This window comes from Ruminococcus flavefaciens, assembly GCF_900143025.1.
GTDB lineage: Bacteria > Bacillota > Clostridia > Oscillospirales > Ruminococcaceae > Ruminococcus > Ruminococcus flavefaciens_I.
The window spans coordinates 236,831-256,395 of sequence record NZ_FRCT01000004.1; the positions used below are offsets into that span (position 1 = coordinate 236,831).

General features: G+C 45.3%; 21 protein-coding genes. All 21 read right to left on the reverse strand.

Annotated elements, in window-relative coordinates; genetic code table 11:
* Positions 1-3: 3 nt before the first annotated feature.
* Positions 4-660 (reverse strand): peptidylprolyl isomerase, encoded by a 657-nt coding sequence (locus tag BUB28_RS06215; protein WP_072949871.1) that lies wholly within the window; start codon positions 658-660, stop codon positions 4-6.
* An 18-nt stretch (positions 661-678) separates the two neighbouring features.
* Entirely contained in the window at positions 679-1,155 is a 477-nt protein-coding gene (locus BUB28_RS06220; protein ID WP_072949873.1) for a VanZ family protein, read from the reverse strand.
* 1 nt (position 1,156) lies between these two features.
* Positions 1,157-2,359: a saccharopine dehydrogenase family protein gene (locus BUB28_RS06225; protein WP_028517030.1), complete on the reverse strand. Its 1,203-nt coding sequence runs from the start codon at positions 2,357-2,359 to the stop codon at positions 1,157-1,159.
* 66 nt (positions 2,360-2,425) lie between these two features.
* Positions 2,426-2,818, reverse strand: a complete 393-nt coding sequence (locus BUB28_RS06230; RefSeq protein ID WP_242939947.1) for a DUF3592 domain-containing protein — start codon at positions 2,816-2,818, stop codon at positions 2,426-2,428.
* A 276-nt stretch (positions 2,819-3,094) separates the two neighbouring features.
* Entirely contained in the window at positions 3,095-3,451 is a 357-nt protein-coding gene (locus BUB28_RS06235) for a DUF3592 domain-containing protein (RefSeq protein ID WP_072949876.1), read from the reverse strand.
* 25 nt (positions 3,452-3,476) lie between these two features.
* A complete protein-coding gene (locus tag BUB28_RS06240) occupies positions 3,477-3,833 on the reverse strand; it encodes a DUF3592 domain-containing protein (protein WP_207647085.1) in 357 nt (118 codons plus the stop codon).
* A gap of 95 nt (positions 3,834-3,928) precedes the next feature.
* Positions 3,929-4,390 (reverse strand): GNAT family N-acetyltransferase, encoded by a 462-nt coding sequence (locus tag BUB28_RS06245; protein WP_072949880.1) that lies wholly within the window; start codon positions 4,388-4,390, stop codon positions 3,929-3,931.
* A gap of 5 nt (positions 4,391-4,395) precedes the next feature.
* Complete coding sequence (locus BUB28_RS06250) at positions 4,396-4,986, reverse strand: DUF3592 domain-containing protein (RefSeq protein WP_072949881.1); 591 nt, start codon at positions 4,984-4,986, stop codon at positions 4,396-4,398.
* A gap of 12 nt (positions 4,987-4,998) precedes the next feature.
* Complete coding sequence (gene speB / locus BUB28_RS06255) at positions 4,999-5,850, reverse strand: agmatinase (protein ID WP_072949883.1); 852 nt, start codon at positions 5,848-5,850, stop codon at positions 4,999-5,001.
* Positions 5,840-6,691 (reverse strand): polyamine aminopropyltransferase, encoded by an 852-nt coding sequence (gene speE / locus BUB28_RS06260; RefSeq protein ID WP_072949884.1) that lies wholly within the window; start codon positions 6,689-6,691, stop codon positions 5,840-5,842. Before speE ends, speB begins: the two co-directional genes overlap by 11 nt.
* A gap of 164 nt (positions 6,692-6,855) precedes the next feature.
* The gene (locus BUB28_RS06265) at positions 6,856-7,350 is read right to left on the reverse strand and encodes a hypothetical protein (RefSeq protein WP_072949886.1); all 495 of its coding nucleotides are present in this window, start codon (positions 7,348-7,350) and stop codon (positions 6,856-6,858) included.
* 55 nt (positions 7,351-7,405) lie between these two features.
* Positions 7,406-8,857 (reverse strand): aminotransferase class I/II-fold pyridoxal phosphate-dependent enzyme, encoded by a 1,452-nt coding sequence (locus BUB28_RS06270; RefSeq protein ID WP_072949888.1) that lies wholly within the window; start codon positions 8,855-8,857, stop codon positions 7,406-7,408.
* Positions 8,850-9,620: an adenosylmethionine decarboxylase gene (gene speD, locus BUB28_RS06275; RefSeq protein ID WP_072949889.1), complete on the reverse strand. Its 771-nt coding sequence runs from the start codon at positions 9,618-9,620 to the stop codon at positions 8,850-8,852. The genes BUB28_RS06270 and speD overlap by 8 nt, the downstream gene beginning before the upstream one ends.
* 617 nt (positions 9,621-10,237) lie before the next feature.
* A complete protein-coding gene (locus BUB28_RS06280) occupies positions 10,238-12,148 on the reverse strand; it encodes a diguanylate cyclase (protein ID WP_072949891.1) in 1,911 nt (636 codons plus the stop codon).
* Positions 12,149-12,300: 152 nt separating this feature from the next.
* Complete coding sequence (locus BUB28_RS06285) at positions 12,301-14,691, reverse strand: endonuclease MutS2 (RefSeq protein WP_072949893.1); 2,391 nt, start codon at positions 14,689-14,691, stop codon at positions 12,301-12,303.
* Between the two features lie 131 nt (positions 14,692-14,822).
* Positions 14,823-15,566: a DNA repair protein RecO gene (gene recO, locus BUB28_RS06290; RefSeq protein WP_072949895.1), complete on the reverse strand. Its 744-nt coding sequence runs from the start codon at positions 15,564-15,566 to the stop codon at positions 14,823-14,825.
* A 166-nt stretch (positions 15,567-15,732) separates the two neighbouring features.
* Positions 15,733-16,626 carry a GTPase Era gene (era, locus tag BUB28_RS06295; RefSeq protein WP_072949896.1) on the reverse strand — a complete coding sequence of 298 codons (894 nt, stop codon included), beginning with the start codon at positions 16,624-16,626 and terminating at the stop codon, positions 15,733-15,735.
* Positions 16,626-17,138 (reverse strand): rRNA maturation RNase YbeY, encoded by a 513-nt coding sequence (ybeY, locus tag BUB28_RS06300; protein WP_072949898.1) that lies wholly within the window; start codon positions 17,136-17,138, stop codon positions 16,626-16,628. Before ybeY ends, era begins: the two co-directional genes overlap by 1 nt.
* Positions 17,131-18,102 (reverse strand): PhoH family protein, encoded by a 972-nt coding sequence (locus tag BUB28_RS06305; protein WP_072949899.1) that lies wholly within the window; start codon positions 18,100-18,102, stop codon positions 17,131-17,133. The genes ybeY and BUB28_RS06305 overlap by 8 nt, the downstream gene beginning before the upstream one ends.
* Positions 18,103-18,119: 17 nt before the next feature.
* A complete protein-coding gene (locus BUB28_RS06310; protein ID WP_072949901.1) occupies positions 18,120-18,620 on the reverse strand; it encodes a CYTH domain-containing protein in 501 nt (166 codons plus the stop codon).
* 150 nt (positions 18,621-18,770) lie between these two features.
* Positions 18,771-19,529, reverse strand: coding sequence for a hypothetical protein (locus BUB28_RS06315; RefSeq protein ID WP_072949903.1), 759 nt, complete (start codon positions 19,527-19,529; stop codon positions 18,771-18,773).
* Between the last annotated feature and the right edge of the window lie 36 nt (positions 19,530-19,565).

Here is a 19,565-nt window from a genome sequence, read left to right on the forward strand (position 1 = left end):
GGCTTATTCAAGGAAGTTGTTCATGGTGATCTTTACTCTGTGCCAGCCATTTGCATCAGGTTCGATCATCTCGACCTTTTCCATAACGATAGGTGTTGTCGGCTTTGACATATTTCCGTCACCGCCCTGTGTACGGGGAACTCTTGTAAAGTCCTCAACTACCTCCATACCCTCGGTAACGTTTCCGAATGCAGCATAATAGCCGTCAAGATCAGCAGTATAATTTCCCGTATAGCATATAAAGAACTGGCTGGAGGCACTGTCATAATCCTGAGCACGAGCCATTGATATTACTCCGCGCTGGTGCGAAAGCTCGTTGTTCACACCGTTTGCCTTGAATTCGCCTTTTATGGTGTTCTCGCTTCCGCCCATTCCTGTGCCCTCGGGGTCGCCGCCCTGAGCCATGAAGCCGTCGATCACGCGGTGGAATATAAGTCCGTCATAAAAGCCTTCTTTTACAAGCTTTTCAAAATTCTCGCAGGTTATCGGAGCCTGCTCCGCATTGAGTGTGATAATGATAGTATTTCCTGACTGTCCTGCTGCTGTAGTCGGTTCATTATTTTTCTTGTTCGATGAACTATTGCCGCAGCCCACCATCATAAGCATGGTTGCTGCAACAGCAGCTGTCATTACCTTTTTAAGGTTTCCGAGACACTTCATATTTTTCTATTCTCCTTATTAAAAGCTGATATCCGTAAATATCAGCTTTTTTACTATATTCAGCTTTGTAAAGGCAAAGCCAATGAACGCTCCCGAAATATTCAGGATAAAGTCGTCTATATCGCAGCTTCCGCGCATTGTAAGAAACTGAACTATCTCCGCACCTATGATAACTGCCGTAATTGTAAGTGCGAACACACCAAAGCTGCGCTGCTTCTTCCATAGAGCAGGGAAAAATATCCCCGCAGGCATAAATACAGCAAGATTGCCCCACAGATTGTCAAAGGACAGTTCTCCGTAAACTGCATCGTCTGCGCGAAAATACCTTACAAACTCAATAATTGTGCGAAAGGGCACGAAGTTGGTATTCTCACGAAAGTATTCACCATAGGTATAAAAGTTCAGCATACTGCTCCTGATATAAAATAGCAGATAATACACAGCGGCTGCATACAGTACAAAAAGAGCAAAAACTATAAGTCTTTTAGCTCTCATCTCAGTCAACGAGAGTAGGATCAAAGTCCTCCTCCCATGGGAGTCCCCACTTATTGAGAGCCTCCATGAACGGATCGGGATCGAATTCCTCGATATTGTAAACGCCAGCCTTCTTCCATGTGCCTGTCATTATCATCATAGCACCGATCATTGCAGGTACACCTGTTGTATAGGAGATAGCCTGTGAGCCAACTTCCTTGTAGCACTCCTGATGATCGCAGATATTGTAGAGGTAGTAGTTCTTATCCTTGCCGTCCTTCTTTCCGCGGAAGATACAGCCGATATTTGTCTTGCCCACTGTTCTCGGACCAAGTGATGCAGGGTCGGGAAGTACAGCCTTCAGGAACTGGAGAGGTACTATCTCCTTGCCCTCGTACATGATAGGCTCGATAGATGTCATACCTACGTTTTCAAGGCACTTCAGATGTGTGAGATAGCTCTGACCGAATGTCATAAAGAAGCGGATACGCTTGATGCCCTTGATATTGAGCGCGAGAGACTCAAGCTCCTCGTGGTGGAGAAGGTACATATCCTTCTCACCTACGCCTTTGAAGTTGTAAACACGCTTTATCTCCATAGGCTCAGTCTCTACCCACTTGCCGTCCTCGATGTAGCTGCCCTTAGCAGATACCTCACGGATATTTATTTCAGGGTTGAAGTTTGTAGCAAACGGATAACCGTGGTCGCCGCCGTTGCAGTCGAGGATATCAATGTAGTTTATCTCATCGAACTGATGCTTCATTGCGTATGCGGAGAATACTCCTGTAACGCCAGGGTCAAAGCCGCTTCCGAGGAGAGCTGTGATGCCAGCCTTTTCAAATCTCTCGCGGTATGCCCACTGCCACTTGTACTCGAATTTAGCAGTATCAAGAGGTTCGTAGTTTGCTGTATCAACATAGTGTGTCTTTGTAGCGAGACAAGCGTCCATTATTGTAAGGTCCTGATATGGGAGCGCAAGGTTCAGCACTACATCTGGCTTATAGCTGTTGATAAGAGCAACGAGCTCGTCAACATTGTCTGCGTTTACCTGTGCAGTCTCGATAACAGTCTTTGTTGTAGGCTGGAGCTTTTCCTTCAGCGCGTCGCACTTTGACTTAGTACGGCTTGCTATCATAATGCCCTCAAATACCTCGCTGTTCTGACAGCACTTGTGGATTGCTACTGATGCTACGCCTCCGCAGCCGATGATCATACATTTTCCCATTTTTTAATTCCTCCGTATCTTTAATAATATTATTTATGTTTATTATATGAATAACATCTGTATTTACTAAAACTCAGACAAGCTTTCCAAATAAGTTTTTGTCAGGTATATTCCCAGCACAACCAGCATTACAGCCCCGACAAATATACATATCCCTTTTATTGCCTGAATTCTGCCGTGTCTTTCTTCCTCAGGACAGATAAAGGAGCGTGGATTTTCAGGGTCTACCAGAAGCTCGACATGAGTTCCCGCAGGCTTCTTTTTTATCCACGAGCCGCTGCATTTGCCTGTACATCTGCATAATTCGCCCTTGTAGCTGTACTCATATACAGGCGCACGCTCTGAATATGTAGTATCTTTTTCTCTGTCATAAAAAGAAACATCGGTAAAATGAATTACTTCCGCAACAACTCTTTCGGTACATCTTGCTCTTTTTTTCTTTTCTTTCACTGCGCTCATTAACACCAAGAAAAGTATACTAACTGAAAACGCAATTGCTGCCAAAGCAATAAAAATAACAAGACCTTTTTCCAGTATTTTTTCTAAATCCATAGGCTCACCTGCTTTATAGTATCAACTTCATTGATATGAGAAGCAACTCCTTCTCAGCCGATGACAATACATTTTCCCGTTTTTAATTTCTCGTATCTTTGGTATTTTGCATACTATCCGAATAATTACCTTTCATAATTATTATTCCAACAGCAATGGAAATCACTCCGAAAATCATCAAAATTACAATGATAAGATTTTTTGGTGTCCTTCCTTTGAACAATATATTACATTCGGTTTGTCAGGGGCAACAAATATCTTGACCTTTTCACCTTCATCAAAAATCCATCTGCTGCTTTCGGTTCCGTTTACTCTTACAGATTTGCCCTCATAATTATACAAATATACAGGAGTATATGTAAAGCCGTCATCGTCACGTTTTTTGATTATCCTTTCAACTACAGCTTCAGTTTCAACAGTACATCTTTTTTTATTTCTGACTGATGAACTATTCAAAAAGTAACCTGAGATCAATAACAGAATTCCAATCAGCAGGAATACTATTCCTCCCAAACTGAAACATTTAAATAATCTTTTCATTCTATCAGACATACTCCTTCGTATCTCACATTGATTTTATCATACATATCATTATAAAAATCGGAAAAATAATAAGTATACTGCTCCATATTATAAAAGATGCCGTTTCCTTTGCATGAAAAAAATCACAAGGATTATCAGGATCTACCTTGATCTCTAAATGTGTACCTACAGGATACTTCTTTGCCGAAGCGGTATCATACGCTTGTTTATATACATTTCCGCAATAGTAATACTCTAAAACAGGGTGTTCGGTGTAATAATCTCCATTTTCACCTTCGTGCCGTTTAGATATCACATCAACTACTGTTGCGTCCGTACTTTCCGTACACTTTTTAAAAAGCTTGTATCTGCTTACTAAATAATAAACACCGATAGCCACGAAAAGCATGGGTATAAGAAATATAAACGATATAGAAAATATGAAAAATAAAATTATGATTATAACAAAAATAATACCTGCAACCATGTTTTCCTCTATTTAATGTTCAGCTTCATCGGTGTGAATGGTGATTTTTTATCCTCGAAGCCAAGCTTCTTATAAAGCGGATATCCGTCATTGGAAGCCTGAAGCTCGATATAGTCAAGCTCCATAGTCTTAGCGTCCTTGATAAGGAGTTCCATAAGCTCTGTAGCTATTCCCTGTCGGCGGTAGTCCGCATCGGTAAACACATTGAGTACCGTTCCTACTCGTCCTCTCGGGAAATTCGGGTTTGGCGGCATCTCCCTTACTGTAAGGAAAGCCGAGCCAACCAGCTTTCCGCCGTCCTCTGCAAGATAAGCAAAGAGGTCACAGTTAAGGTGATCCGCGTAATACCGCGGAAGCCTTGCCTTTATTTTTGCAGCCTCGGCATCTGTCATTTCGGGAAAGTCCTCACGAAGATACTTAATGCGTATGTCCGCAAGTCCCGAGGCATTCTGCGCTCTGAATATATTCATTTTTATCACCTGTAGTCGTCATTCGGATCTTCAGCATCTTCATCGCTGACGTTTGTTATATATACGTTATTCTGCGATCTTTTCTTCATTGCTGCACATACCGCGATCACAGCTATAGCAACAACTGCAAGCGGTACTATTATTATCACGAGCCAGAAGATCGAAAATTCGTGTTCTATATCCTTAAAGACCTTGTTTCGGTTGTATTCGGGATCGTACATCTTACCGGGGTCACCTTCGGATATCTTCACCTCAACCTTTTCGCCCACCTTATATTTTATTATGTTTGAGCTTACACTGCCCTCAACGTTATAGGTCCTGCCGTTGTATTCGTACTGATAAACAGGCGTATAGACTATAGATCTGCTGTCCTCAGTGACCTTTTCATGCTCACGGTTCTCGGATATGACAGCTGTTACAGATACGTTGTATATTGAAGTATCCTGCTTGACTGCGCCGTTTATCAAATTCTTTATTGCCACAAATGCCAGACCTGCAACAATGCCGAAAAATATCACGACAGCAGCGATAATAGCTCCAAGCTTCACGGCAACGCCTCTGTTATTTGGCTCATATCCATTGGAATTGTTATCCATTCACTGCACCTCTTATGAAAGGGCAAGAAGCATTTCTCTTATGATCTTGCAGGCAACTGCTGTAGAAACTCCGCTCTGATCGTAAACAGGGCTGAGCTCATTCACATCACAGCCAACGATATTGAGCTTGCTGCAAACAAGAGTTACAGCCTTTCTCAGCTCATCGAAGGTGACTCCTCCAGCCTCGGGAGTTCCCGTCCCCGGGAATATGGACGGGTCAAGCACATCAAGGTCAAGTGTGAAGTAAACATTCCTGCCCTTGAGCTTTTCAACTACCTCCTCAAGTCCGTCGAAGCTGAATTTATGCATCTCCGTATGCTCGTCCGCAAAGTAGAATTCCTCGCGGTCGCCGCTGCGGATACCGAACTGGAAGATATGGTCATCGCCAACAAGTTCATGACAGCGTCTTAATACACAGGCGTGAGAGAGCTTCTGACCGAGATAATCGTCGCGCAGGTCTGCATGAGCGTCAAAGTGAACGATATAAAGGTCATCGTACTTTTCCTTCACAGCCATTACAGAGCCGAGAGTAACAAGGTGCTCGCCGCCTATCATAAACGGGATTTTTTCATCTGCAAGTATAATATCCGCACGGTCAGTTATATCGGCTATGACGCTTTCAGTGCTTCCGAAGGGGAGCTCTAAATCTCCGCTGTCAAAATAGCTGTAATCCGTCATATCCTTGTTCTGGTAAGGACTGTAGGTCTCGATACCGAAGCTTTCATTTCTTATTGCCGAAGGAGCAAAACGAGTACCGGGACGAAAACTTGTAGTGCCGTCAAAGCCTGCACCGAAAAGGACTACCTTAGCGTCATCGTATTCAGCATCGCAGGCGATAAAGGTCTGTATATTCTTATTCAACATCTTTGAGAAGCTCCTCTACATAGCACGGAAGTGCAAATGCACCTACGTGAAGTCTTGGATTATAGTATCTGGTCTTTAAGCCCAGCATACTCCATTTTGTGCCGTTATAATCATTGGTGGGGTGATACTTCTTTGAAGCAAAGCCAAAAAGCCAGTGTCCCGACGGATAAGTAGGGATATGTGCCTGATAAACCTTGCTTATGGGGAAGCTCTCCACAATGCGCTTGTGCGAACGCTGCATAGCTGCTGCGTCCTCGTCATAGAAAGGACTTTCATGCTGATTTACCATGATACCGTCCTCACGGAGTGCCTTGAAGCAGCTTCCGTAGAACTCCTTTGTGAAAAGTCCCTCTCCCGGACCGAAGGGGTCTGTGGAGTCAACGATTATAACGTCGTATTTATCTGTACAGCGGCGAATGAACTTAACGCCGTCCTCATAGTAAACATGAACTCTCGGGTCATCAAAGCGGCAGGCTGTTGTAGGGAGGTACTTCTTGCAGACCTCAACAACAAGCTCATCTATCTCAACAAGGTCGATATTCTCGACAGAGGGATAGCGTGTGAGCTCGCGGACAACACCGCCGTCGCCTGCGCCTATAACAAGTATATTCTTAGGATTTGGGTGAACAGCCATAGGCACATGGGTTATCATCTCGTGGTAGATGAATTCGTCCTTTTCCGTCAGCATCATATAGCCGTCAAGAGTAAGAAAACGTCCGAACTCCTTTGAGTCGAAAATATCTATGCGCTGAAACTCGCTGTTTCCGCTGTAAATCTGATGATCCACCTTTATTGAAAACTTAACATTCGGAGTATGTCTCTCCGTGAACCATAATTCCATACTATACCTCCTATAGATAAAAATACAGCATAGCTGTATTTTTACCTGAGCCGTTAGCAATAAGCCCATAAACTGATTGTAGGGGCAGATGCCTACATCCGCCCGCTAAATGATGAAAATTAATCGGGGCGATGTGGGCATCGCCCCCTACAAAGCCGTTATATTTATTTTCTGTCAGCAGGAGGACCGCCAGCAGGAGGTCCTGACACACCATTCTTCTTCATAACGAATTTAAGGAATATAGGTGTTACGATGAAGATGACGATATATGCAGCAATAAGGCTGATTATAAGTGACTTGATAAACACAGGTACGAACGGCATCTTCTGACCGTGTGAGGTAGCCTGCTTGTAAGCCATGAACACCATTGAGAATGTAAGAATAGGTGTATAGATAAAGTCTGATACCAGTGTAGAAAGGAGTCTTGCAGGAAGGCTGTGCGGCTGAAGGTTGCATTTGCTCACGAGACCGTCCTCAACCTTTTTCATTGGAACTATCATACCTATAATAAAGCTTATGATCGTGCTTATTACGAAGCTTATAAGGAATGCGGGCACTGTGAAATGTCCTGATGAGAGCGTACCTATAAGCGAAAGGCAGAAACTGAGCGTAACCGCCATAAGTATATTCATCTGTAATCCTATCTTCTTCATATTCATAAAAATATCCTCCTAAAAATTAATACCCCATTGCTTTAAAACTGATTTATACCCCTTATATATCAAGGACATTCAGCCTTTCGATGCTGAGGTCCTCGGTTCCCGTCATCTGACAGCCCTTTTCCTTGGCATACTTTATATACTCGATTATTTCGGGAGTAATAAGCTCTCCGGGAGCGAGTATCGGTATTCCGGGCGGATAGCACATTACGAATTCGCTGCAAACCTCCCCTGCTGTCTCATCGAGTGGAAGTGAACGCTTTGTGGAGTAGAACGCCTTTCGCGGAGTTTCCGCAACAACAGGGCTGATATACTCCTGTGTGAGCATATTTGCTTCACTTTTGCCAAAACGCCGCTTTATCTCGGCTAAAGCACTGATAAGGCGCTCGATATCGCGTTTTCTGTCGCCTACGGAGATGTAAGCCAGCACATTGCCGATATCGCCGAATTCTATCTGTATATCGTACTCGTCGCGGAGAAGGTCATAGACCTCGATACCTGCAAGTCCGATAGGCAGAGTGTAGATACTCAGCTTTGACACATCGAAATCGTAAATACTGTCGCCGTTGATAAGCTCACGGGAATAAGCGTAATAGCCGCCTATCTCGTTTATCTCCGAGCGTGCGTACTCAGCCATTTCCACAGTCTGAGCAAATATCTCCCGTCCGCCGAGAGCAAGTCTCTTTCTGGAAATATCAAGGCTTGAAAGTAGCAGATAAGAAGCACTTGTGGTCTGTGTAAGGTTTATCACCTGACGCATATAGTCGGAATTGATATTCTTTCCCATAAGCAGGAAAGAGCTCTGTGTAAGGCTTCCCCCCGACTTATGCATACTTACCGACGCACAGTCTGCCCCTGCCGCCATAGCAGTCACGGGGAAGTTCTCGCCGAAGTAGAAATGAGTACCGTGAGCCTCGTCCACCAGTACGAGCATACCGTGAGCGTGAGCAAGCTCTGTAATTTTCTTCAAGTCAGAGCATATACCGTAGTATGTCGGATTATTGACCATTATAGCCTTAGCATCGGGATTATCGAGTATAGCCTGCTCCACCTGAGCCACCGACATACCCAGTGCGATGCCCAGCTTGTGGTTCACATCGGGATTTACATAAACGGGAACAGCTCCCGTGAGGATTATCGCATTTATCGCGCTCCTGTGTACATTTCGGGGCATGATTATCTTGTCGCCCTCCTTGCAGGCGTACATTATCATGCTCTGGACCGCAGAGGTAGTTCCGCCCACCATAAAGAAGGCATGAGCCGCACCGAAGGCTTCTGCCGCCAGCATTTCCGCGTCCTTGATAACGGAAACGGGGTGACACAGGTTATCCAGCGGCTTCATGGAGTTTACATCAACATTCATGCAGTCCTCGCCGAGAAACTCGGTAAGCTCCATATTTCCCCTGCCGCGCTTGTGACCCGGCACATCGAAGGGCACTACTCTCATGCGTCGGAATTTTCTCAATGCCTCATATATAGGGGCATTTACCTGGGAAAGCTCAGCCATTTCCGAACACGTTCCTTCCGCTGAAAATTTCTATCATCTCCCGCTGGAGCGCATTGGTTATCTCAAGTCTGCGCCTCGGCGGAAGCTCGTTCACATCTGTATTGAACAGATAGTTCTGGAGATCAAGCTCCTTTATAAGCATCTTTGTGTGGAACATATTAGCCTGATAGACATTTATATCCACAGCATCGTATTTATCAAGTATCTTTTCATCGATATAATTCTGTATAGAAGTTATATCGTGGTCGATAAAGAGCTTTTCGCCGTCAAGATTACGGGTAAAGCCTCTTACTCTGTAATCCATTGTGATTATATCCGAATCAAAGCTTCCGATAAGATAGTCAAGAGCGGTAAGAGGAGTTATCTTGCCGCAGGTGGCAACATCTATATCCACACGGAAAGTGGCGATAGATGTATCGGGGTGAAATTCGGGATAGGTATGCACGGTAACATGGCTCTTGTCAAGGTGAGCCACAGTTTCCGTACCGCCCGCCGGTATCATGGTATCATCGGCGATAAGGAAGGTAGCCGATGCGCCCTGCGGGTCATAGTCCTGACGGGAAACGCTGAGCACCTGTGCTCCTATCATCTCGGTTACATGAGTCATTATATCGGTTATACGCTCAGAATTGTACTGCTCGTCAACATAGGCGATATACTCCTGCTGAGAGCGTGCTGTCTTTGCATAACAGACATCATATATATTAAAGCTAAGTGATTTAGTCAGGTTGTTGAACCCATAAAGCTTGAGTTTATTCTCCATAATACCACACCTTTAAACAAAAAATGCACACAAAAGACCTTACCAGCCATTGTGTGCATGAAATATCACTGCGGTGCGCAGAAACTTCATTTACGGTTTCAGAGTCTATACAAGCAAGTACTACCTTTTACTACTCTTATTGACCTTTCACAAGCTGATGAGAACTTATAAAAACTTTATCGACGCACAGTCGAATCAATAAGGCAACAGAAGTTGCCAGCCGAAAAATCGGCGGTCGGCATTTGACCCGGCTGTCCGTATGGCCTCGACTCCGAAAAGGAGTGGTCAATAGTCTTGCTCCGAAACCTAAGCTTCTTTTGCAATTCAGTTTATTTTATCATATTTTGAGGTTTTTGTCAATACTTAGTACCGTATTTTATCATTGCAATTTCAGTATTTAAACCTGCATAAAAAAAAGACCTCTGATGCATCACAGGTCTTTTTCATATAATGTGCAAGGGGCGATGTCCACATCGCCCCCTGACTTCATTAGTATTATTATACAAAACGCAACTCGCAATTTCGTTAAAAACATAGAATTAAAAATTTATTTTTTCAATAATCAATGGTTTCCCGTTGATTTTTGCCATTTTTCTGCCCCTTTATAGAAAGGTGCTTTAATTCTTCCTTTGTTTTCTGCGTTTCTGCTTATCCTCATACATTTTTTCATCGGCAAAGCTGATATAGTCGTCGATAGTCTTTCCCTTTTCGGGAACACCGCAGAAAGCGCCCAGACTCGCGCTTACTTCGTAACGCTTGCCCGATGCGGCATTATATCTTTTGAAATAATCCCGTATATACTCAAAGTACTTTTTGACGCGTTCCTCTGAATAGTCGCCGCAGCCTATGAGCGCATATTCATCGCCGCCTATCCTTGCGCATACCTCATTCATACCGCAGCAGGACTGCAAAGCATTAGCAACTACAGTTATAGCGTTATCGCCTTCTATATGTCCGAAATTATCATTTATCATTTTAAGGCGGTCAAGGTCAACCATTATGACAAGGAGCGTTTCCTGCTCATCGCAGGCTCTGCGGAGTATTCCCTCAGCCATTCTCTTAAAGCCTTTTCTGTTATATACACCCGTAAGGGTATCACGGATAGAGCTCATAAGAATACGCTGATTCATACTCATAAGCTTAGTGCGTACACGAAGGTATTCAAGAGCCAGACCTATATTCCTGTTCCACTTTGCAAAGACTCTGCTCTCCACATTGCGGATATCATCAAATCTGAATATAGAATAGCCGAAGCATCTGTCCATATAATGCAGAGGGAGCAGAAAGAACGCCGAAGGTCCCTCGCAGTATTCTCCCATGAAATCAGGGATAATATCAGCCGAGCGGAACTCCCTGCCGATAAACTCCGTATGCTTTCTGGTATATATCATCTTTGCTTCCATTATATCTGCATAGCCTTCGCGGATATAGTCATCGTCGTTTTCATTCTCGATGTTGTCCCAGTTGCGGCAAAGGCAGAGCATATAGGTATCAAGACCTCTTATAGTATAAACAAAGCCGTTGAGCCTTCGTATCAGCCCCTCAAGATTTTCTTCCTCCATAAGGCTGTCCAGCATACAGCTCTTGTTATAGTAGTCGTCAAACCGTTCTATCCTGTTGCTGAAATCCTCGCCTGTTTTCACGCTGTAAATGGTATTGCTGCCGCAGCCGCAGGAACGTGCAAGTATAAGCCTGCCGCGCTCCAGTGTATCAAGAGGAGCAGCGTCCTCGCCTGTTATCTTCTTATGAAGTATACATACCGCATTTGCGCCCATTCGTATATTTTCAGGGCATACAGTAGATATGGAAGGTATTTCCAGCACAGCCCTGTTTGAACCGTCATAGCCCGATATCTTGAAGTCCTCGGGTATCCTGTAGCCGCCCTTTACCATTGAGTTGCACAGACTTCTTGCCATCTCGTCATTTGCGCATACAACAGCATCGGGGATAGGTCTTTCTCCCGTAATGAACTGCTTTGCAAGGCGCTGTGACACTATCTTCCAGAAGTCGCCGAAAATAATATCGTCCCCGGCAATTTCCAGCCCGTGCTTTTTCATAGAGCGTTTATAGCCTTCAAGCCTTGACATAGCAGGAGGACTTCCCTCAGGACCTGTAAGGCAGATTATCTTCTTACAGCCGTGAGCCTCGATGAAATGGTCTGTCATCTGCTCGAAAAGCTCGGTATCCTCAGCATAAAGGCTGTCGCAGAAATCGAAATCATGGTCGAGAGCCACAACAGGTATACCCCAGTGCGAGAATGTCTTCACGAATTTATCAACAAGATTCTGACTTGCAAGATTTCCTGCAAGCAGTATAACTCCGTCTATGACATCGGCTTTTATAAGGGAGAAGATATTTTCCTCGCCCTGCTGTATAAGTCCGCCGCTGTCCAGATTAAAAGCCATAAGAAATGTGAGCACATCATATCCGAGAGACCTGCACTGCTCGGAAATGCCGATAAATATTCTATTCATGTAGCTGTTGAATACATCAGCCGCAATGACTGCTATCGTTCTGCGTTTCTTCACAACAGATCCCCCTTTCCTGCAATTGAGCCTTGTATACATTATACACTAAAAGGCATATTTTTTCAACTCTTTCCAAAGAATTATAAAAAAAATATGCCTTTATCATATCAGTTATGTTATTGTTTTGCCATTATTTTACCATTCTCATGTCATTACTTCAGTTCAACAACGGTAACTCCGTCCTCACCCTCTCCGAAGAGTCCCAGACGGAAGCTTTTCACTGACGGGTGGGATTTTAGTCTCTTGTGAACAGCCTGTCTCAGCAGTCCCGTACCCTTTCCGTGGATTATAGTCACCATTGAGATATTGGACATAACAGCCTGATCGAGAAATGCGTCAAGCTGGTAAACTCCGTCATCGCAGGCACAGCCGCGGATATCGAGCTCCATTTTGCCCCTGCGCTCAGCCTTTACGCCTACCTTGTTCATCTTGCGGTTCGGACGTATGGACTTGTTAGCCACAGTTACCTTTTCAGGTTCTTCAAGGCGCAGACGGGAGATGTTCATTTTCGTTTTCATAACGCCCATCTGAACGTATACGAAGTCGCTTCCGTCAGGCTCGCCCGAGATTATGCCCTTGCGCTGTAAGTCCACAACATAGACCGTATCGCCGCGGCGGAGCTTTCTCGGAAGCACATAGCCCTCATTCGGGTCACGCTTGTCCACAGGATTAGCCGTATCGTACATCTTGTTGAAGCTCTGCTTCGACTTTGATTTAACGCTGGAAACATTTGCGCTGAAATCCTTTTTGTCCTTTTCCTTGCGAAGTCTTTCAAGCTCGTCGATAAGCTCATTGGACTCCGCCTTAGTCTGCTCAATAATAGTCATTGCGCGAAGCCTTGCCTTTTCAAGCTCCTCAGCCTTTGCGGCTTCAAGCTTTTCGCGCTCTATCCTTATAGCCTCCTCATGCTCGGCAGTCTGAGCTTTAAGGCGTGATATCTCCTCTTTCTGGCGCTCAAGCTCCAGACGAGTGCTTTCAAGCTTGCCTATAACCTCTTCAAGTCGGGTATTAGCCTCGCTCACTCTTGTTTTAGCGTCCTCGATTATGTCCGCAGGCATACCGAGACTTTCGGATATTGCAAAAGCGTTGGACTTACCCGGAGAACCTACTATGAGCTTGTATGTAGGTCTCAGAGTCTCGATATCAAATTCACAGGAAGCATTTTCTATGCCCTCGCCGTCAATAGCGAATACTTTAAGCTCCTGATAATGAGTAGTTACCATTATTTTCGCGCCGTTAAGCATAAGCCGGCGGATAATAGATATGGCAAGTGCCGCGCCCTCAACAGGGTCGGTACCCGAGCCAAGCTCGTCAAGGAGCACCAGCGACTGCTCATCGGCAGTTTTCAGTATCTCAATAACTTTATTTGTATGTGAGGAGAATGTAGAAAGGTTCTGCTCAATGCTCTGACTGTCACCGATATCAACAAGGATATGGTCGTATACGGATATCCTGCTGCCGTCAGCAACAGGAATAAGGAGTCCGCACATAGTCATAGCCGCAAGAAGTCCCGCAGTTTTGAGAGATACGGTCTTACCGCCCGTATTCGGACCTGTGATGATAAGTGCCTGATAGTCCTCACCGAGACTTATATCCACAGGCACAGCCTTGTTTTTGTCGATAAGAGGGTGACGGGCTTTTTTAAGATACATCTTGCCGTCATCGGTTATCTCGGGAAGTGAGCAGTTGAGCTTTGCGGCAAGGTTAGACTTGGCGAAATACAGGTTCAACTCAGTGCAGACCTTGTAATTCTCCGCAAGTATATCCGCATATTCGCCGCACTCACGGCACAGCTCGCGGACTATGCGCTCTATCTCCTCCTGCTCCTTAGCTTCAAGGAGCCTGATATCGTTATTAGCCTCGACAATTGCCATAGGCTCGATGAATATGGTCTGTCCCGTAGCCGAGGTATCGTGTATAAGACCACTTACCTGTCCGCGGTATTCGGACTTTACAGGCAGAACAAAACGTCCGTCACGGATAGTGACATTGCTCTCCTGCAAATACTGCTGTGTGGTCTTGTTCTTTATCATTTTGTCGAGAGTTTCGCGGAGCTGCATACCTGCGCGGTTTATCTTGCGGCGTATTGCGGCAAGCTCCGCACTTGCAGCGTCTGCTATCTCGTTTTCCGAGATTATCGAGCGTTCAAGCTTTTCAAGCAGCCAGTCATTGGGCTGCAATCTCGAAAACAGGTAGCTCAGCTCAGTTTCCATGTTTTCACAGTGAGCGTACCAGTCCGCCAAAGACTTTATCTGTCTCAGCATTGCTGCTATGTCCATAAGGTCGCGGAGAGATATAACTGCTCCCGACTTAGCTCTTGCAGCTACAGAGCTTATATCCTTGAAATTGCCGAAAGGCGGTGTTCCGAACTGCACCGAAAGAGATAATGCCTGTGAGGTCTTCAGACACTCATAGCGCACTCTTTCAAGGTCGTTGTCGGGACGTACCGCCAATGCCATGCGGTGAGTCTCCTCGTTTGAGGTAAGCTCCGCAAGCATTTCAAGTATCTTGTCCAGTTCAAGTGTTTTCAAATATTTATCCATAATCTTCCTTTATTCTGAAGCCCTTAGCCTTTAGCCCTTAGCTGTTAGGAAGTGGTTCGACCACTTGTTCATTGGAACGCCAAAGGCGTTCCCTACAACGGGCTAATTGCTAATGGCAAACTGCTAATGGCTCAAATGATTGTTTTGTAAAAGTCCAGTGTTCCGAAGCTGCGCTCCAGATGCGTAAGGGCATACATTTCCGTCAGAGCAGACAGCTTCTGCTGTACCTCCTCCGATACGCGGAAATTGAAAAGCCTGCTGAAATCAGCAAGCACTATATGCCGCACCGCACTCAGTACAGGCAGCTTTATCTTCATATAATTGTCTGATGACTCATTGTCAAAGCAGTCCGCACAGTAAAAGCCGCCGCTTTCCATGCAGAAATACAGCTCCGCAGGCTCGTATACACCGCAGCCACGGCAGGCAACCACATCGGGCATATAGCCTATCTCCGACATTAGTCTAAGCTCAAACACGGATTTCAGCAGTTTCTCATCGCGCTGACCGTTTTCCAGATAGTGGAGAGTATTCAGCAGAAGCCGCATTATATCGCCGTTCTGAGCCTCGGGCTTTATGCAGAAGCGCATTATCTCCGCAAAATAGCTCGCCAGCGATATCTTTGACAGCGAATCGCGAAGTCCGTAAAAAATATGTATCGGCTCTGCACTGTTGAGGTAAAGATACTTTCCTCTCTTGTCGATGCAGAACCGTGAATAGGCAAGAAGCTGAGTGGAGCTCCCCGATTTTCCGTTTATTTTCCTTGCGCCTTTTACGGAAACCTCGATGACTCCGCTCTCTCCTGTCAGTATATCTATGAATTTGTCCTGTTCACCCACAGAACGCTCTTTAAGGACGATGCCTTCAACAGTTGTCATGGTTATCTTCCTTATGTGCCGAATACCGCAGATAGTCCTCTACGCTGCCGCTTTCGGCGAATTTATTCCAAAGTATATCCTCTGACATATTTCCCTCCGCAATTTCTGATAAGAGCCTCAGCCCTGTCATTATCTTCTGCGGTACGGGATAAATTATCAGCGGAAATTATTTCTCGGAAAGTCCGAAGCTTCTGATGAGATTTTCTCTGTTTCGCCAGTCCTCCTTGACCTTTACCCAGCATTTAAGGTTGACCTTTATCTGGAAAAAGTCCTCCAGCTCTATTCTTGCTGCTGTAGAAGCCTTTTTCAGCATAGCTCCGCCCTTGCCGATGACTATGCCCTTGTGGGACTCCTTTTCGCAGTAGATAACAGCTGATATATCGAGGATATCCTTGTCCTCGCGCTCGCTCATCTGCTCTACGCCAACAGCAATACCGTGAGGTACTTCATCACTGAGGAGCATAAGGAGCTTTTCGCGTATCATCTCGGCTGCAAGCACCTTTTCGGGCTGGTCGGTTATCATATCATCGGGGAAGAAGTGTACCGACTCCTCAGATAATGCGATTATCTCATCTATTACTATGTCAACACCGCTGTTTTCGGTCACGCTTACAGGAACAACTGCCTGAAACTTCACCTTAGATGTAATGTCAGCGATAACAGGAGCAAGCTCGTCCTTGTTTTTCAGCAGGTCTATCTTGTTCAGAACAAGAATTACAGGCATTTTTGAAGCGTTCATGGACTTCAGCAGCTCAAGCTCCTGCTCGTTTATCTTCTTAGTGCAGTCCATAACAAAGACTACAGCGTCGATGTCGCTGACAGACTCCTTGACTGTATTCAGCATATGCTCGCTGAGCTTGTTCACAGGCTTATGCAAGCCCGGAGTATCAAAGAATACCAGCTGTACATCGTCGATATTGCGTATACCCGTGATACGTGTACGGGTAGTCTGCGGCTTGCTGCTGACAGAAGCTATCTTCTCTCCTACGATAGCGTTGAGGAGAGAGGATTTTCCTGCATTTGTGCGTCCTGCGATAGTAACGAAAGCGGTCCTTGACATCAGTTATTTTCTCCGTTCACAACGAAAGTAACATCACGGGAAATGCCCAGCTTTTCGAGCACGGACTCTTCCTTCTCGCGCATGATGCGCTGATCCAGCTGGCTTGTCTCGTGGTCATAGCCCAGAAGGTGGAGCATTGAATGTACTGTAAGGAAGCCTACCTCACGCTCAAGTGAATGTCCGTAGTTCTGAGCCTGCTTTACAGCAGTTTCAAGCGAGATAACAACGTCGCCCAGCTGTACTGCGCCTGTCTCAGGATTTACCTCAACAGTTCCGTCCTCGCTTGTGAGCGGGAATGAGAGAACATCTGTAACGCTGTCCTTGTTTCTGTATATCTTATTGAGATTTTTTATCTCGTTATTGCTTACGAATGAAACGCTTACTTCAGCGTCCTTGCCGAAATTTTCTGTAGTGAGGACTGCCTGACAGCATCTTCTGATAAGCAGTCTTATTCCAACAGGAACCTTCACCTCTGTCTGATTATTCTTAACATATACCTTTAACTTAGCCATGAATATTTTTTCTCCCTTCGTTATATTTTTCATAGGCTTTGATAATATCCTGTACAAGTCTGTGTCTTACAACATCTTTTTCGGTAAAGCGGTGTATCTGAATATCGTCGATACCTTTAAGTACCTTTATAGCTTCAACTAAGCCCGATTTTCTTGTATCAGGAAGGTCGATCTGTGTAATATCGCCTGTAATGACCATTCTGCTCTCGTTTCCGAGGCGGGTAAGGAACATTTTTATCTGCTCCGAAGTAGTATTCTGTGCTTCATCGAGTATTATAAAGGCTTCATCAAGTGTGCGTCCTCGCATATATGCAAGGGGAGCTACCTCGATTATGCCCTTTTCCATGTATCTTGCAAAGCTCTCTGCTCCGAACATATCGAAAAGTGCGTCATAGAGCGGACGGAGATAGGGGTCTACCTTATCCTGGAGATCACCGGGAAGAAATCCCAGTTTTTCGCCTGCTTCAACAGCAGGACGGGTGAGGATTATCTTCTTTATCTTATGCTCGCGGAAAGCCTTTACAGCCATAGCGACTGCAAGGTAAGTCTTGCCCGTACCCGCAGGACCTATACCGAGAACGATAGTATTCTCCTTTATTGCGTCTGTATAGCGCTTCTGACCGACTGTACGAGGACGGAGTATCTTACCCGAAGCTGTAACACATATACCATCTCCGCCAAGCTCCTGAAGCTCCTGCTCTGCGCCGTCAGCCACCATAGACGAGACATAGCGCACTGTCTGCTCGTTGACAGCGTTGCCCTTATCAGCCATGGTCATCAGGGCTCTGAGAGCCTTTTCCGCACCGCTGATATTCTCTTCATCTCCGATTATTTTAATGCCGCCGTCCCTGCTTACCACAGTGACATTGAAGTTTTTCTGTATTCTGTCCACATTTCCGTCAAGCTGTCCGAAAAGAGCGGAAAGCTGCTCGGGACTGTCTGCGGGCACAAATTTTTCTGACATCAACTGATTTCTCCATTCTATTGCTCGGGAAAAGCTCCTGCCTTTGCAAGTGCAGCATTTGAATAGCGCACATCGTCCGAGACCTCTTTCACTACCTTCACATTATCGGGGAAATCTATCTCCTGCTCGGGCGAACCGAGCTCAAGCTCCATTATTGCCAGCTTATCCGAAAACGGATAGGTATCCAGTTCAAAAAGCTGGTCGTGATAATCAAAGCAGTAACGCACCTTTTCTATAGGCGGACAATCTCTGCGCGCACCATTGAGAAGGCTGTGATACTCCTCTGCGCTTATCTCGAATTCATTCTCTTCCCTTGTAACATGGGTGTGGAAGATCTTTTCCGTGTAAGTATACTTTATCCTGCCGTCTTCATCGACCGATCTTACCCTGCGCTGAGAACCATTCTGCCCGCTTTTGAGGTAAGTCTGGACTATACCGATCCTGCGCCTTACATCAAGGGTGGAAATATCGGGGAACTCAACGAGAAATTTTCGTTCGATCTCGTATGATATACTCATAAAGCACTCTCCAAAAAGCAAAAAATGCTGCTCCGTATATGTTGAAATCTTTCAACATATACATTATACAACTTTTTTTGAATAATGTCAACAAAAATCCTGTTTTATTCTGTCTAAATTGCTAAGTTTTATCATACTGTCACACAGTTGTCACCTATTATGGGGGATATCTCTCAGCATGAGATTGAACGGGTCGAAGAAGGTATCGCCCAATTCGGGAGAGGGCGCTTCCAGTACTGCTGATTTTTCTCCTTCAGCGAGCGGTATTACGGCAGTTATCTCATCACCGCTCATCTGTGCTTCTGCACCGATACGGACAGCAAGTCCCTTCACGGTCTCATCGGGATAGGTCTCAAAAACATCGGGCAGACCGATACATTCTCCGTCCACAAATGTCCCTGAGGCTCTGATATGGATTTTGACATTTTTACCAGTTTCCTCACAAAAGGCTTCAAATTCATTTATGTCGGCATCGTTCGCAAGACTGTATCTCCTGATAAAGCTGAGCAGCAGCAGTCTAAGGATATTGCTGTCGGTACGTACCAGCGAAGCTGAACATTCACCGAGCACTATCCTGCACCTTCCTGCCGTGACTGCTCCGCAGTTTGCAGCAAGGTCTGCAAGAAAAGCATCCGTCCTGACAACGCCGAAGCAGCTTTTGCTGTCGGGATCAGAGATAAGAGCCTTGCTGAGCTCGGCATTCCTCATAAGCTCGCAGCACATAGTCATTATGCCCTCTATGAGCTCACTGTCCTTTTTCGTGCCCTGCTTGTCGGCAAGCTCCCTCAGAAGCTCGCAGGAAGCCGATATCCCCGTTACCGAACGCCTTACAAGATACTCTGTATAGGCTATATAATCCTCAGCAAAGGAGCTTTCAAAGAAGTCGTGAAGTCCGTATTTCCCGTCCATATTTTCTCCGTTTCCGATGTTTGTATACAAATAATG

Bases quoted from the DNA above. Each gene is read 5' to 3' on its own strand.
- BUB28_RS06215 (WP_072949871.1), bottom strand. From the start codon at position 660: ATGAAGTGTCTCGGAAACCTTAAAAAGGTAATGACAGCTGCTGTTGCA.
- BUB28_RS06220 (WP_072949873.1), bottom strand. From the start codon at position 1,155: ATGAGAGCTAAAAGACTTATAGTTTTTGCTCTTTTTGTACTGTATGCA.
- BUB28_RS06225 (WP_028517030.1), bottom strand. From the start codon at position 2,359: ATGGGAAAATGTATGATCATCGGCTGCGGAGGCGTAGCATCAGTAGCA.
- BUB28_RS06230 (WP_242939947.1), bottom strand. From the start codon at position 2,818: ATGAGCGCAGTGAAAGAAAAGAAAAAAAGAGCAAGATGTACCGAAAGA.
- BUB28_RS06235 (WP_072949876.1), bottom strand. From the start codon at position 3,451: ATGAAAAGATTATTTAAATGTTTCAGTTTGGGAGGAATAGTATTCCTG.
- BUB28_RS06245 (WP_072949880.1), bottom strand. From the start codon at position 4,390: ATGAATATATTCAGAGCGCAGAATGCCTCGGGACTTGCGGACATACGC.
- BUB28_RS06250 (WP_072949881.1), bottom strand. From the start codon at position 4,986: ATGGATAACAATTCCAATGGATATGAGCCAAATAACAGAGGCGTTGCC.
- speB (WP_072949883.1), bottom strand. From the start codon at position 5,850: ATGTTGAATAAGAATATACAGACCTTTATCGCCTGCGATGCTGAATAC.
- speE (WP_072949884.1), bottom strand. From the start codon at position 6,691: ATGGAATTATGGTTCACGGAGAGACATACTCCGAATGTTAAGTTTTCA.
- BUB28_RS06265 (WP_072949886.1), bottom strand. From the start codon at position 7,350: ATGAATATGAAGAAGATAGGATTACAGATGAATATACTTATGGCGGTT.
- BUB28_RS06270 (WP_072949888.1), bottom strand. From the start codon at position 8,857: ATGGCTGAGCTTTCCCAGGTAAATGCCCCTATATATGAGGCATTGAGA.
- speD (WP_072949889.1), bottom strand. From the start codon at position 9,620: ATGGAGAATAAACTCAAGCTTTATGGGTTCAACAACCTGACTAAATCA.
- BUB28_RS06285 (WP_072949893.1), bottom strand. From the start codon at position 14,691: ATGGATAAATATTTGAAAACACTTGAACTGGACAAGATACTTGAAATG.
- recO (WP_072949895.1), bottom strand. From the start codon at position 15,566: ATGACAACTGTTGAAGGCATCGTCCTTAAAGAGCGTTCTGTGGGTGAA.
- era (WP_072949896.1), bottom strand. From the start codon at position 16,626: ATGTCAAGGACCGCTTTCGTTACTATCGCAGGACGCACAAATGCAGGA.
- ybeY (WP_072949898.1), bottom strand. From the start codon at position 17,138: ATGGCTAAGTTAAAGGTATATGTTAAGAATAATCAGACAGAGGTGAAG.
- BUB28_RS06305 (WP_072949899.1), bottom strand. From the start codon at position 18,102: ATGTCAGAAAAATTTGTGCCCGCAGACAGTCCCGAGCAGCTTTCCGCT.
- BUB28_RS06310 (WP_072949901.1), bottom strand. From the start codon at position 18,620: ATGAGTATATCATACGAGATCGAACGAAAATTTCTCGTTGAGTTCCCC.
- BUB28_RS06315 (WP_072949903.1), bottom strand. From the start codon at position 19,529: ATGGACGGGAAATACGGACTTCACGACTTCTTTGAAAGCTCCTTTGCT.